This window comes from Streptomyces marianii (assembly GCF_005795905.1).
In the GTDB taxonomy this organism is placed as follows: domain Bacteria; phylum Actinomycetota; class Actinomycetes; order Streptomycetales; family Streptomycetaceae; genus Streptomyces; species Streptomyces marianii.
Window position 1 is genome coordinate 4,446,166 of the sequence record NZ_VAWE01000001.1, and the last position, 12,688, is coordinate 4,458,853.

Below are 12,688 nucleotides of genomic sequence, written 5' to 3' on the forward strand. Positions count from 1 at the left end.
GACGGGGCGTCCCGACCTGGTGGCGCGCCCGTGACCCACGGGCGGACGCGGTTCTTCCCCTTCGGCCGCATCGACGGCGGCCGGCCGGGGAACCGGTGTCCCGCCCGGCGCACACCGGCGTGGGGCGTACCGCACACCTGCTCGACCTGTCGTCCGAGCGGCGCGCACACGCCCGGCAGGACCACGTTTTCCACCCGTGACGTCAGCCTGCGGGGGATACCCGATCGGATGGCGGGCGTCGTACGGCTATGCTCGGGGATGACTCGCCGAGGGCCGTTAGCTCAATTGGCAGAGCAGCGGACTTTTAATCCGTTGGTTGTGGGTTCGAGTCCCACACGGCCTACCGACCGCAGGCGGGGGTTAACCCCTCCGACCTGCTACTTAGCGCCTCGACTGGTTTCAACTGGTCGGGGCGCTTCGTCGTTCGCGCGCCCATGCGGGAGCGATGCGGGAGCGGCGGTGCTGGAACTCCCGTTCGCCGCCACCGCCGGACGCGCTCTCGGGACGAGCCGAGCGGCTGCCTCTGCGGCGGCCTTGTCGACCTCGGGCAGCAGGCTCGTATATGTGTCCGAAGTCAGCGTGATGGTGGAGTGCCGCAGCGTCTCCTTGATGGTGTGGAGGTCGCCACCGCCGGCGTGGGTGAGAGTCGCCGTCCCGTGGCGCAGGTCCCGGAGGTTGATGGGCGGCAGGCCAATCTCCTCGTAGAGGCGCCGGAACTCCTTCGAGACGGTGTCCGGATGCAGCCAGGATCCGTCCTCCTTGGTGAAGACCTTCCCCGTGTTCTGCCAGCTTTTCCCCCACTTGAGGCGCTCTTTGTTCTGCCGGACCCTGTGTGCCCGCAGAACAGCCACGGTGTCGTTGTCCAGGCCGATGGCGTTCGCGCTGGAGTCCGTCTTTGGCTCCGACTCGTACGGCGTCCATCCGTCCTGCACGATCTCGCTCGCGACAGTCAGGAGCCCGGCGTCCAGGTTCACGTGTGTCCAGTCCTGGCCCACGCCTTCGCCGCGCCGCAGCCCGCGGAACGCGATCAGGTGGAAGAACGCGTAGAGCCGGTGCTCCGACGCGTGGTCCAGGAAGGCCCCGAGCTGTTCCGGCATCCACACCATGACCGGGCTGGGCTTCTCGCCCGTCTCCTGCCACCGCTCCACCCGCTCAGCCGTCCACAGCAGCGGCTTCGGGCGCTTGCCCGACTCAAGCTCCACGTGCGCGGCCGGGTTGAAGGTGACGAGCTGCCGGGCTATCGCCGCGTTCAGTGCTGCCCGCAGGGTCCGCCGGATGCTCTGGCGGGTCGCCGGCCCCGTGGGTTTCCGGAAGGGCTTCATCTCGGCGAGCTTCTCCTTCTCCACCGCCAGCTTCGCCCGCTCGGCGGCGACCGGGCGCCCGGCCTTGCTCGGTTTGCACCGAGCGATCTGATCGCGGCGCTTCTGGTTCTCGGCCGCGATCACCTCGTTCTCGTCGCCGATGGCGTCGAACATCTCGATGAGGTGCCCCACGTTGAGCCGATCCAGCCGCAGGTGCCCGATGCGCGGCTTCAGGTGGACCTTGATGTGCGAGGCGTAGCCGTTAGTCGTGGTCTTCCGGGTCTTCTTTGCCGCAAGCCAGGTGTCGAGCCACTCGCCGACCGTGATCCGGATCGTGAGGGACTGCGTAGTGTGCAGTCGGCGCCGCGTCTCTTCGAGGTCCGGCAATGGCGCCTTGTCCTGCGCCACCTTGGCCAGCATCTCGACGATGCGCTCGCGGCCCTCTTCGTCGTCCGATTCGGCCAGGGCGAGCAGTGCCCGTACGTGGTCCAGGTCGGCCTGGGCCTCCCCCTTTGACTCATAGCCACCACGAGTGAACGAGCGCCGCTTGCCCTCGCTGGTGGGCGGGAGCTCCTGCCGCAGCCTGTAGGCCCCATGGCGTTTGTTCTTGAGCTTCGGACACCTACTCCCGAGCAGCTTCCCGCTCTCTTGGTCCCGGCAGTTGCACCGCCGGTGAGTCGACCCGTTCAATCTCAGTCCCCCTCAACAGATCCCCGAGACCCCTTCGCGACGGGCCCCAACTGGCCTTGCTTACGTGCCGCCCCGACCCACTTCGCGGCAGCGGAGTGGGACACGCCGAAGTGCTCGGCGACCGCGACGGTGGGCGGCTGGCCCTGCTTATGCGCCTCGCTGTAGACCTCCGCCACGTTGGCCAGGTGGTCCGGCGTGAGGCTGCGGCGCTGTCCAGGCGTCTGGTGTGTCGGCAGGAGATCGAACAGCGGGGCCAGCAGCCGCCGTGCCTCTTCCTTCTTCCGCTCGAACGCGGAAGCCGACTGGTCGGCCTGGGGGGCAAGGATCTCCCCGAGCCATTCGGTAGCCGAGCTGTTCACCAACTGCATGAACGCGGCGTGCTTCCATGTCGCGATTCCCGCCGCTTCTAGAACCGTTTCGAGTCCGAAGTCGGCTCCCGTGTCACCGGTCATGACGGACACGAGCTGTACGCCCGACTGGGGGGCGGCGCGGAAGCACAGCGCGACCGTGGCGCGGACCTTCTTCCCTACCGCGATACCAGTGAAGTGGCTCGGCATCTTCAGGTGCCCGAGATCGACGAGGGGCGGTTCCCCACGGAACTGGTCGTAGGGCCAGCCTGGGGCGGCTACGTAGTCCCATCCATCGGGCACTCCATCATTCTGCATGCCTGAATCCTGCCTGAAGGGCAAGGAAGTGGCAAGGATGATTGGCCCTCTCGTTCTCGTGCATGCGTTCAGGCTCTCCACCCTGCTTTCCCTATCCTTTCTTGTCTGTGCTCATCAAGGCTCATTTGGTCCCGCATCTTCCCCCCTGTTCCCTGCCTAACCTTGCCTAAGGGCAAGGTTGACCCTGACCTAACGGGCGGGAAAGTCCTGTGGAGTTGGGGCAAGGTATCGGCTAGGCTCGGTCCATGATCAGAACTGATGTCCTACGTCTCGCGCAGGTGCGGGCCGACGCTGCCTCAGGGGCAGCGATGCGCACGCGTGCCGCCGCTCGGCTGTCGCTGTCGGAGATCGCGGACCTGTGCGGGGTGGACCCGTCGACGGTGTGGCGCTGGGAGCGGGGGAAGCGGACCCCAAGGGGAGAAGCGGCGCTCGCCTATGCCCGCGTCCTCGACGACTTGACCCAGCAGCGAAACCGAGAGCAGGTGGCATGAGCGGCGCCCTCACTCGAGCAGAGCTGCTCGCCCTCCCCGCGACCATCGACCTTGAGACCGCCGGCCGCGCGTTCGGGCTCAAGCGCAGTACGACGTACGCCCTGGCCAAGCGGGGGGAGCTACCAGTGCGGACTCTGCGACTCGGCCGCGCGCTGCGGGTCGTCACCGCCGAGCTGCACGAGGCACTCGGCGTCCGTCCACAGGAAGAGGCCGGGCTCCGTGCGGATGTTGACGCATCCGCCGGAGCCCTCGAACTCTCCTCCGTCCAAGCCTGAACAGACGGCGGCACGGGGTGCGAACGACCAAGCCCGCCCCGTGCCGCCGCAAGGAGACCTCTACATGCAGGAGCCTATCCAGCTCCCTCGCGCTGCCGAATTCGGCTCACACTCGAACTCCTTCCGCCCTGCTGCACCGAACCCCCTGCGCGTCGCCCTGTGGGCCGCCGCGCAGGGCTGGCATGTTCATCCGCTCACGCCGGGAACCAAGATCCCCGTACGCGGATGCGACCGGTGCTCCCCGCGCAGCAAGCAGCGCCCCAACCCGCGGTACACCGAGCACGACGGGCACGGCTGCCCCTGCATCGCCTCCGGCCGTCCCTGTCACGGGGTGCTCGCCGCTACTGATGACCCTGGCCGGATCGCCGATTGGTGGCACCGCCTGCCTTTCGCCGGCGTGGGGGTCGCCGCTGGACCCTCCGGGCTGGTGATCCTCGATGTGGACAGCCATGGGGGACAGGTCCCCGCCGACCAGTCGGCCCTCCTCCCCGGTGTCGACCTGCCCCTCGACGTTGCCCCCGGCAGCATCACGGACGGCCGTGACACGCTCGCCCTGCTTGCCGAAGTACGGCGCGCGCCGCTGCCCGGTTGTGGCCAGCAGACGCTGACCGTCCTGACGCCGTCCGGCGGAGTGCACTACTGGTTCAAGGCGCCTAGCGGCACGACGTGGCGTCCGCTTGCCGGGGCACTGGGCTGGCAGCTCGACCTGCGCGCCGGGACCTCGTACGCCGTCGCGCCCGGCACGATCACCAGGAAGGGCACGTACAAGGCGCTGGGCGACTGCCGGAGCGTCGCGGAGCTGCCTGTCTGGTTGGCCCGCGATCTCGACCGCACAGGGCACCGAGTACGACTCGAGCGGCCACGGGTCGTACCGCCGTGGCGTGGCCGCTCGCTCGGGGGAGGCTACGTCGCAGCCGCGGTACACCGCGAACTGACCGCGGTGGCCCAGGCGCCCTCTGGAACCCGCAATGGCGCCCTGAACCGCGCGGCGTTCAGCCTCGGCACGCTGCTGACTCCCGCCTCTCTCGACCGGCAGCAGGTCGCTGACGCGCTGCTCGATGCAGCTCGGCACGCTGGCCTGCCGGATCGCGAAGCCGAAGCGGCGATCCGATCGGGTCTGACCGCTGGTGAACGCCAGCCACGCACTCTCAAGGGGGCCGCATGACCACGCCACTGCCGTATGACGCGGCATCTGTGGCTCGCTCGCTCGTCGCCATACCCGGGGGTCTGAGCGGCTCCGCGTCGGATGGGGCGCAGCAGCGTCAGCACAAGGGCCCGCCGCAGACCGAGGTGCTCCGCGCGATCGGGCAGAACGAGTTCCGGTACCTGCGCAGCAACGGTGACCCCTACGCCGTGCCCTGGGACGGGGCGCCGATCGCCGTACCGCTTCGGGCCAAGGCGCACAGCTCCACTGGCAGCGTCCGGCAGCTGCTCACCGTGCGTTATCTCCAGGCGCATGACCGCACCCCGTCGCAGACAGCTCTCAGCGACGCGGTGGCCGCTCTCGACGCTCTCGCCCTGTCGGCCCCTGAGACGAACCTGTGGCTCCGTGTCGCTCCGGATGCGCACGACCCGAACGTGACATGGCTCGACCTCGGCCGGCCCGACGGCCAGTCCGTTCGTGTTGCCCCGGACGGCTGGACACTCACCTACCCCGACCCGGAAGAAGGGCCGATCTGGCGACGTACCAAGTTGATTGGTGAACTCCCACTGCCCGAGCGCCCCCAGGATGGCTGGCTGGCGGGCATCGACACCCTCGCCCAGATCCTCCCGTTCACCGCGGGGACGCTGCCCCTGGCAGTGGCTTGGTGGCTCGCCGCCCTGCGCCCGTCCCTCCCACGCCCCATCGCCTACCTCACCGGAGAGCAGGGCACAGGCAAGACCACAGCGGGACGGATGCTTGTAGGTCTCCTCGACGGCGCGGCAATCCCGCTCCGCCAGGCACCGGAGAACCTCAAAGACCTCGGAGTCACCGCCTCGGCCGGATGGACCCTTCCCTTCGACAACCTTTCGGGAATCCCGAAGTGGATGTCGGATGCCCTATGCCGCGTCGTCACCGGCGGAGCGCAGGTCAGCCGTGCCCTCTACAGCGACGACGACGTCAGCATCCTGGTCAGCCAGCGCCCCGTCCTGCTCACGGGCATCGACACCGGTGCCATGTCCAACGACCTTGCCGAACGCTGCATGGCTCTTGAACTCCAGCGCATCACCAAGCGACGCTCCCTGGCGGAGCTCTGGGGCGCATACGAGCGGGCGAGTCCCCAAATCCTGGGCGCGCTCCTGGATCTGGCTGTCATGGTGTGGGCCGACCTTCCCCACGCTGCGGCTGCCCTGGTCGACCGACCGCGCATGGCCGACTTCTCCGAACTACTGCACGCGCTGGACCGCGTAACAGGCTGGACGGCCCTGGAGACCTTCCATGGCTCGCAGGACGAGCTCGTCGAGGCTGTGCTCGACGGGAACCCGGTCACGGCGGTGCTACGGGACTGGGCGAGCTCACCCGGCTTCCCCAATGGTGGGTGGACCGGCACTATGACCGAACTCAATGCGCTGCTGTCCGCGCGTTGCAGTCCAGGGGAGAGGTGGCCCCAGACGTCCGCTGTCCTCAGCGCCCGGCTCAAGCAGTCGGCGCCAGCCCTTCGCTCCCGGGGCATCAACGTGATCGCCCCGACGAGCAACAAGAACGGCAGGAAGTACACGATCACGTTCACCCCGTAGCCCGCTCCACCGACCACAGCCGCCTCGGCCCGCGCGCACTGCGGACCGGGGCCGCTGCGTACCCGGGGACGGTGGGGGACGCCCTCGGCAGCCGAGGGGACGCACTGGGGACGACCCCGAACGACCCCAGATCGCCCCGCTCATCGGTCAGGCACAGGCAAGAGCCGGTTTCGGGTACGAGGGGGACGCTGCTGCACCCTCTCTTCTCTGTCCCCCAGGTGAGGAGGAAAGAGAGGCAGAGAGGACACCGGAAGCATCGTCCCCCGCGTACCCCTGGCCGGTGCCGCGACCGGTCGCGCCTCGCGCGCGCGTGCGCGCGAACTAGTGCCGCGGCAGGCAACGTTCGCCCGTCGAGGAGCGGCGTCCGGTGCGGGCTCTCGGCGTGCCGGCCGGAAGCCCTCGTACTGGACGTACTCGGGATTTCGGCCGGTGCGGCGAGAGGGCGTGCCGGGCGTCGCGACGGGGCGAACGTTGCCTGATGCGGCACTAGTTGACGTTTCCTCTGGCCCATTCTGAGCCCGTTGCGGCCGGTCCAGAGACGTGCTCCGCTGGCTGCAGCCGATACGGCCCGAACAGGAAACGGCCCCCCGCTGTTGCCGCCGAGGTGGAGCTGCGCACCGGTGCGGCTCCGCTTGCCTTGCTCGAACGGATGCTGACCATCGGCTGGGAAGTTGATCTGCTCTGCCGGCCCCGCCGCTCATGGAGGCGGGATGGTGTCGCATTGCGGTTCGTGACAGGGTCGCGCTCATGCGGATTTTGGTGATGGGCGGCACCTGGTTCCTAGGTCGGGCAATCGTTGACGATGCCCTTCGACGCGGGTGGGTGGTAACGACGTTCAACCGGGGACGCTCCGGTGTGGTCGAGGGCGCCGACACGGTCCGGGGCGACCGGACCAACCCCGACGACTTGAAGCGGCTAGCCTCACAGGGACCGTGGGATGCCGTAATCGACACATCCAGTAGCGAGTTCCCACCCCGTGACGTGCTTCTCGCCGCCGACCTCCTGCGCCCGGCCGCCGCCCGGTGGGTGCACGTCTCCACGGTGTCCGTGTATCAGGGGTGGCCCCACCACCCGCTCACCGAGGACTCCCCGCTGTTGGAGTGCCCGCCGGACGCCGATGAGTCATTCGGGCACACCGGTGCCGACGGCAGCCCGACGAAGTATGGGTTCCAGAAGGCGGGTGGAGAGGCTGCCGTGCGCACCACTTTCGGAGACGACGTGGTGTTCCTGCGACCCGGCGTGATCCTGGGGCCTGGTGAGTACGTCGGCCGGCTCCCCTGGTGGCTCACCCGTGCCCAGCGTGGCGGCTCGATGGTCGTCCCGGCGCCGGCTACCCAGATGATCCAGCCTGTCGATGTTCGGGACGTCGCAGCCTTCGCCGTTGATCAGGCCGCTAACACCGGTGGCTCCAGCCGGGCGTTCAACATCGCCCACCCCGAGGGCATCAGCTGGGCTGACTTCATCACCACGTGCCTGGCCGTCACCGGTAGCACCGGCAACCCGGTATGGGCGGAAGCGGTGGCACTCGCCGCGCACGGGGTCAAGCAGTGGACAGAGCTTCCGCTGTGGCGCACCCACTCCGGGGTGTGGTCCGTCGATGCCTCCCGTGCCGTAGCTGCCGGGCTCCGCTGCCGTCCGCTCGCCGACACGATTGCCGACACCTGGGCGTGGATGCAGGCAGACGGCCGACCGGTCGAACACCCGAGGTGGGCCGAGCACGGAGTGGACCCGGACAAGGAAGCCCAGATCCTCGCCGCCCTCGGCTGCCAGTAGGCACGGGGCGAGTCAGGGCTCGATAGCAAGGAGCCCGATCCCTGTTCCCAGCTGCCTAGGCGCGGAGAGACGCCCGAACTCCTCGATCTGTTCGCCAAGCGTGATAGCCACCCGCGTCCCCCTGAACGCGGGGGCCGTCAGAGCCCGCCGCAAGCCGCCCGTGCGCTCCAGCAGCCCCGCCACACGCTGTTCCGCTGGGATCACCCAGACCGTCTCCAGCGTCGCCGCCGCCGCGTCCAGGTCGCCCCGAAGCACCTGCGCCGCGGCGAGGTCGGCCGCGGCCTTGCCCCGCACCGATACCAACTGCCGAGCCGGCGGCCGGGACGCAACCAGATCCAGCGCCCGCTGCGCCGCCGCCTCCGCCCCCGCTCCGTCGCCGACGAGCAGGGCGGTAGTGCCGTTCGACATCAGCAGCCGCTCCTCGTTGAAGGCGAACTCACCGCCGACGTCGTCGTGCAGGGCGTCCCGCTCGCCTCTGTCCTGACGCGTGGACGCGACGAGCGCCCGGCTGGCCCGCTCCCGATCCCTGAGGTGCCCGTGAGCACGGGCCTCGATGGACAACAGTCGCCGCTTGGCCGTGTCGCCCAGACCGGCGTAGGCCAGCGCGGTCCGCGCATGCCGCACGGCCTCCGAAGGACGGCCCGTGAAGTACGCGCAGATTGCCAAGGACCCGGTGGCGTAGGCCCGTAGCGGATCGAACCGCGCCATCTCCCCGTACAGGGCCGCCGAGCGGGCGAGGCGTGCCGAGTCGTCCAGGGCGCCGAGGTCGAACGCGGCGGTCGACAGCAGCGCGCACGCCTGCCCCGCCACGATCAGCAGATCCTGCTGCTGCACGGGCACCTTGGTGCGACCACGTTGGTGCTCCGCCTCCGATCGCAGGACCTTCGCCCGCCGGAACGCATCGAAGGCGCTTACGGCGCTGTACGAGCGGGCGAGGGACAGGGCGTCGTCACGGAGCTGGTCGATGGTCGTGTCGGATACGGACTGCGCGGCGGCAGCACCCGCCTCATCAGCGGCGTCACGTGCGGTCATGGCGATTTCACTTTCGAGGTTGTACGCAGTGGGAGTCACCGATGCCGACGTCGACAGCGCGGGCGGCGGCCCGAACAGTGCTGCGGCATCCACGTCGAAGAGCTGCTCCAGTACCCGGCGCGCGTCCGGCACCGGCATGGTTCTGATCCGGCCCGACGTCCACCGCCGGAACTGTGCCTCCGAGACCGACAAGCCCTGCACGCCTGCCTGTGAGGCCGCGCGCTCGAACGCCGTGACGAAGTCCCGGTAACACCAATGCCGTTGCTGGACTAACACGCGCAGCAGCGTGGCCGGATCGCCCATCGGTCGCTCCCTCAAGGTCAGGAGACGGGCCACATCGCCCCGCTCCACTTCGTGCCTACTGGCCAACACCCCTGCTGCGCAATGAAATCCGTGCAGATGACATCACGGTGCCACCTCCATGACATCCCGGTCGTCTGGCGAGCGCCAGATGACACCAGCCGCGTTGTGGTCGTGACACCCCTGTCAGGGGGACTCTTGCGCCACCTCGACGACCTCAGCGAAAGGGAGTGGACCGTGAGCAGCCCCCGGCTTCCCCGACGAACCCCCGGCGCGACCAGCACGCGCTACGAGGCCGTCGTGGCCCCCTACGTGGAGACGGCCGCCGGCACCCCGCCGGAGCGCCGCGGTCTCCCCCGGGCCGCCGAGGCGTTCCGTAACCGGCACGGCGACCCCTCCACGTGGAGCTCCGCCCAGTTCGACGCCTTCCTTGGCCTGGGCGGAGCCCAGTGAGCGCGACCGCGGAGGCGAACGTCTGGGTCACGGAGGACACCGGGCACCGGCTCCTCGGCCAGGGCGTCGCACATCCCGCCAGCGGACGTCGCGGAACTGTGGGCGCGGTCTTGATCTACATATCGAAGCTCACCGGCAGGCCGGTCAGGAAGGTGGCGCACATGCGTCCGATGGACCACTCGGGTCGGGAATGGACCGCCGACCCGGACACCCTCCAGCCCCTACGGCAGATTTCCCCGTCGGCACCGGACAGCGGCAAGCGCAGCTGAACAGGCTTCCCGCCCGTTGCCGACCAATCGGGCGACAGCGGGTGGGGAACGGCGTCCCAGGGCGCCACGCACCAAACCGGCGAGGTGCCTACGGCACCGGACCGGCGGCTAGCAGAGCGGATCAGAACGGCCCACCCCGGGCAGTCACCCTTCCATCAAGGAGATCAGCCATGCCGAAACCCAGGCGAGAGAAGCAGAACCACCTGATATACGCGGACGTCGTGGACTCCAAGTCCAAGGCGGGCGTGTGGATGGGGGAGCGTGCCTCCTTCCGCGAGAAGCAGGGCCGCATCCTCGAGGCGCTGAAGGACCGCACGGACTGGGTCAACCTGGAAGGCGCCGTCATGGTCATCAGCACCGAGCCGGCCGGTCTCACGGTCATCGCGCCGAACCCGACGCTTCCCGGAGTGATCGTCCTCGCCGACGGTGGTTCCCCTGCGGCCTCCGCCCGGCTCCAGGCCGACGCCGAGGAGCAGGTCCGCGCGGTCATGGCCGAGCTGGGCATCGCCGAAGAGGAAACGGCGGCCTGACCCAGTGGCCACTCCCCAGTTGCTGTGGGGGAAATACTTCCAGTACGACCGGGACGGGGAGGCTGTACTCCTCGACCCGGTCACGCTGGAGAGTGTGCTTCTCGACTCCGGCGAGGTCTCTGACCTCGCCGGGGTCCCCCCGACCGCGACGCACTTAGCCCTCGCCGGGCTCGGCTTCACCCAGGACGGCCCCGCGGCCGACCGCCGTGAAGCACTCCACCACCGCCTCCACACCCTGGGCATCGACCCGACCCCGCGCCGGATCAGCGGCCTCCGGGTGGTGCTCACCGACCGCTGCAACATGGCCTGCACGTACTGCTTCGTAGACACCAACAGCGGGAAGCCGGATATGACGGAGCAGGAGCTCGCTGCCGGCCTTGAGTTCCTGTTCGAGCAGAATGCGGGGCAGGAGGAGGTCTCGATCCAGTGGTTCGGCGGCGAGCCGACCATCCGCTTCGACCTCATGCAGTACGGCGACGAACTCGCCGACACCCTCGCGGCCCGCTACGGCGTGGCGCGGGTCCGACGCACGGTCGTCACGAACGGCGCTCGCCTGACGGACGAGGCCCTCGACCACTTCGTACGGCGCGAGTACGGGGTGGGCATCTCTATCGACGGGCCGCCGGGAATCAACTCGGCGAACCGGCTCCTCCTCGGCGGCCAGCCCGCAGACGATCGCATCCGCCGCAACGTCCGACGCCTGGTCGAAGCGAAGGGCCTGCACGTCGGCTGCAACCTCACCCCGACGGCATCGAACATCGGGCGTCTGGCCGAGAGCGTGCAGTGGATCATCGACGATCTCGGCCTCAAGTTCATCTATGTCAACACGCCCATCCCCACCGGGGGCGAGTGGCGGGTGAACGGGGCGGATCTGGCTCGGGAGCTCTACGAGGCCCGTCTGACTGCGTTGGGGAAGGGCGGGATGCTGTTCTCTGTCCTCGACCGGGCTTTCCAGGCCCTCGACACCCGTCGACCGATGCTCTTCGACCACATGCAGGGAGACCTCAGCCTCAACGCAGCCCTGCTGCCCGGCGACCGGGTCAGCGTGTGCGACATCAACTTCACCGAGCCTTCGTTCCTCCACACACTCGACGAGCTGCGGTCGGACCGAAGTCTCCTCACAAGGGCGACGAAGAAGGTCGCGCCGCTCCCTGAGTGCGGCGACTGCCCGGCGCTGGCCATCTGCGGCGGCCCGTCCCGCAACGAGCAGGCCCTCATCGGCGGCAGCACCCCCGACCCGCAGATGTGCGCCTTCTACACCAGCACCGTGGCCATCGCGGTCTGGGACAACACGGGGGTGCAATGAGCGCCTCTGCCCGTACGGCGCTGGTCTCGACGGCGGGGCACTGCGAGGTCGCGTGCGGTTTCTGCTTCCGGGCCGACAGAGCTCGCGGCTTCCTCACCACCGCGACGTACACGCGTGCCCTGTCGAGGCTGAAGGAGGCTGGGGTGGAGGGCGTGTGCCTGACAGGTGGTGAGCCCACCCACCACCCAGCTCTCCGGAAGCTCGTCCGCCTGGCCCTCCAGTTCGGCATGACGGTGTCCATGGTGACCTCGGCCCGCTCGGAGTCCGAGGTCTCCACCCTCGCGGAGGTCGGTCACCTTCTGACCAACGTGACCGTCTCCGCAGACTCGCAGGGCGCGATGACACTCGGCCGCACCACTCGGACCGCGGCCTCGGCCGTCGCGACGCTCGACGCCGTGGACACCCCCTCGAAAGTGCTGCACCTGACCTACTGGGACGTGGACGGCGAGGAAGCCGCCCAGGTCGCCGACCTCGTAGCGGGAACCGGGATCGACGTCCAGCTCAGCCCCGTCCTCCTCTCCGAGGGCGCCTTGCGTCGGGACAGCCGATCTATCCGGGACTCTCTGATGCAGAGGGCGCGCGATACGGCGGCGCTCGGTCAGCACTTCCGCCTGTCCAACGGATACCGGTCCTACCTGGACGACCTGCGACAGCTACAGCTGTCCGAGAAGGAGAGCCACCCCTGTCGGTCGGCCACCCTCTACGTGTCGGCTGACGGTGGGGTACGGCACTGCCCTTACGGCGCATCCGAGGTGAGTGTCCACGCCCCACGTACCGAGATCCGGGCCTTCCTCGACGGGCCGGCCACGGACCGTGTCGTACCCGATTGCGCCGCCATCTGCCGCCCTGCCTCCCGCGACTGCGCGACGGCCTGACCTTGGGGGT

13 protein-coding genes and 1 tRNA gene are annotated in these 12,688 nt (G+C 69.0%); 11 read left to right on the top strand and 3 right to left on the bottom strand.

The annotated features are described in order from the left end of the window. Positions 1-270 precede the first annotated feature (270 nt). Positions 271-343 (top strand) — tRNA-Lys (locus tag FEF34_RS20035). A 34-nt stretch (positions 344-377) separates the two neighbouring features. Here FEF34_RS20035 and FEF34_RS20040 read toward each other — a convergent pair. After that, positions 378-1,991, bottom strand: a complete 1,614-nt coding sequence (locus FEF34_RS20040) for a site-specific integrase (protein WP_138054394.1) — start codon at positions 1,989-1,991, stop codon at positions 378-380. Positions 1,992-1,993: 2 nt separating this feature from the next. Next, on the bottom strand, positions 1,994-2,656 hold the full coding sequence (locus tag FEF34_RS20045; protein WP_138054395.1) for a hypothetical protein: 663 nt from the start codon (positions 2,654-2,656) through the stop codon (positions 1,994-1,996). A 245-nt stretch (positions 2,657-2,901) separates the two neighbouring features. Here FEF34_RS20045 and FEF34_RS20050 point away from each other — a divergent pair, with 245 nt between their 5' ends. From FEF34_RS20050 to FEF34_RS20075, 5 genes are all read left to right on the top strand, one after another. Beyond that, the gene (locus tag FEF34_RS20050) at positions 2,902-3,147 is read left to right on the top strand and encodes a helix-turn-helix domain-containing protein (protein WP_138054396.1); all 246 of its coding nucleotides are present in this window, start codon (positions 2,902-2,904) and stop codon (positions 3,145-3,147) included. Next, a complete protein-coding gene (locus FEF34_RS20055) occupies positions 3,144-3,422 on the top strand; it encodes an integrase (RefSeq protein ID WP_171053020.1) in 279 nt (92 codons plus the stop codon). The genes FEF34_RS20050 and FEF34_RS20055 overlap by 4 nt, the downstream gene beginning before the upstream one ends. Positions 3,423-3,486: 64 nt before the next feature. Continuing rightward, complete coding sequence (locus FEF34_RS20060; protein ID WP_138054398.1) at positions 3,487-4,587, top strand: bifunctional DNA primase/polymerase; 1,101 nt, start codon at positions 3,487-3,489, stop codon at positions 4,585-4,587. Next, entirely contained in the window at positions 4,584-6,140 is a 1,557-nt protein-coding gene (locus FEF34_RS20065) for a hypothetical protein (protein ID WP_138054399.1), read from the top strand. Before FEF34_RS20060 ends, FEF34_RS20065 begins: the two co-directional genes overlap by 4 nt. Before the next feature lie 762 nt (positions 6,141-6,902). Next, positions 6,903-7,913 carry an NAD-dependent epimerase/dehydratase family protein gene (locus FEF34_RS20075; protein ID WP_199800682.1) on the top strand — a complete coding sequence of 337 codons (1,011 nt, stop codon included), beginning with the start codon at positions 6,903-6,905 and terminating at the stop codon, positions 7,911-7,913. Between the two features lie 12 nt (positions 7,914-7,925). Here the strand turns inward: FEF34_RS20075 and FEF34_RS20080 are convergent, their stop codons facing one another. Then, positions 7,926-9,248, bottom strand: coding sequence for a DNA-binding protein (locus FEF34_RS20080; protein ID WP_138054401.1), 1,323 nt, complete (start codon positions 9,246-9,248; stop codon positions 7,926-7,928). Between the two features lie 234 nt (positions 9,249-9,482). Between FEF34_RS20080 and FEF34_RS20085 the strand changes: the two genes are divergently transcribed. The 5 genes from FEF34_RS20085 (at position 9,483) to FEF34_RS20105 (ending at position 12,678) form a co-directional block, all read left to right on the top strand. Then, positions 9,483-9,698, top strand: a complete 216-nt coding sequence (locus FEF34_RS20085; RefSeq protein WP_138054402.1) for a hypothetical protein — start codon at positions 9,483-9,485, stop codon at positions 9,696-9,698. Further along, positions 9,695-9,967 carry a hypothetical protein gene (locus FEF34_RS20090; RefSeq protein ID WP_138054403.1) on the top strand — a complete coding sequence of 91 codons (273 nt, stop codon included), beginning with the start codon at positions 9,695-9,697 and terminating at the stop codon, positions 9,965-9,967. Before FEF34_RS20085 ends, FEF34_RS20090 begins: the two co-directional genes overlap by 4 nt. Positions 9,968-10,137: 170 nt before the next feature. Then, positions 10,138-10,497, top strand: coding sequence for a hypothetical protein (locus FEF34_RS20095; protein ID WP_138054404.1), 360 nt, complete (start codon positions 10,138-10,140; stop codon positions 10,495-10,497). Positions 10,498-10,501: 4 nt separating this feature from the next. Then, complete coding sequence (locus FEF34_RS20100; protein WP_234042469.1) at positions 10,502-11,803, top strand: radical SAM protein; 1,302 nt, start codon at positions 10,502-10,504, stop codon at positions 11,801-11,803. Next, a complete protein-coding gene (locus tag FEF34_RS20105) occupies positions 11,800-12,678 on the top strand; it encodes a radical SAM protein (protein ID WP_138054405.1) in 879 nt (292 codons plus the stop codon). Before FEF34_RS20100 ends, FEF34_RS20105 begins: the two co-directional genes overlap by 4 nt. Positions 12,679-12,688 lie beyond the last annotated feature (10 nt).